Origin of the sequence: Mycobacterium sp. E3247 (genome assembly GCF_001667785.1) — a bacterium.
In the GTDB taxonomy this organism is placed as follows: Bacteria; Actinomycetota; Actinomycetes; order Mycobacteriales; family Mycobacteriaceae; genus Mycobacterium.
This window is the reverse complement of sequence record NZ_LZJG01000347.1, coordinates 1-845: the sequence shown is the minus strand read 5'-3', so window position 1 is coordinate 845 and position 845 is coordinate 1. Positions and strand designations below refer to the sequence as shown.

Genomic DNA, 845 nt, shown 5'->3' with positions numbered 1-845 from the left:
ATCGGGCGGCACGGCGTCGGGGTCTACAACGTCAACGGCAGCTTCTATGCCATCGCGAATTACTGCCCCCACCAAGGCGGTCCCCTGTGTTCGGGGCGGGCCAGGGGTCGGACGATCGTCGACGAGACCGCTCCCGGCGACTCGGTCATGGTGCGCGACCTGGAGTACATCTACTGCCCTTGGCACCAATGGGGTTTCGAGCTGGCGACCGGTACGACCGCGGTCAAACCGGAGTGGAGCATCCGCACCTATCCGGTACGCGTCGTCGGCAACGACGTTCTGGTGCAGGCCTAACCACAGGAGAATCGCGTGCCTTCAATGGAGATCAACGGGGGAAACGTCGTCTACGAAATCCTCGGTGATGCAGGCGATCTCATCGCCCTGACGCCGGGCGGGCGGTTCAGCAAGGAGATCGAGGGCCTGCGCCCGCTCGCCGACGCGCTCGCCGCCGGCGGCTATCGCGTCCTGCTGTGGGACCGGCCCAACTGCGGCGCCTCCGATGTGCAGTTCTACGGGCAGAGCGAATCGCACATGCGCGCCGAAACGCTGCACAAGCTGGTGACCGGGCTGGGCTTCGAGCGCTGCATCCTCGCCGGGGGATCAGGCGGCGCAAGGGATTCCATGCTGACCACGATGCTCTACCCCGAGATGGTCACCAAGCTCGTGGTGTGGAACATCGTCGGCGGCATCTACGGCACCTTCGTGCTCGGTTCCTTCTACATCATCCCGAGCATCCTCGCGGTGCGCGGCACCGGCATGGACGGCGTGGTGAAGGTGGCCGAGTGGCGCGATCGCATCGAGGAGAACCCGAACAACAAGCAGCGGTTCCTCGACTTCGACAAAGA

General features: G+C 64.9%; 2 protein-coding genes. Both read left to right on the top strand.

Translation table 11 applies throughout. From position 1 onward, the window contains the following. A partial coding sequence (locus A9X04_RS18980) for a Rieske 2Fe-2S domain-containing protein (protein WP_067923764.1) occupies positions 1-294 on the top strand: 294 nt, incomplete at its 5' end. A gap of 15 nt (positions 295-309) precedes the next feature. Next, a partial coding sequence (locus tag A9X04_RS18975; protein WP_197509234.1) for an alpha/beta fold hydrolase occupies positions 310-845 on the top strand: 536 nt, incomplete at its 3' end.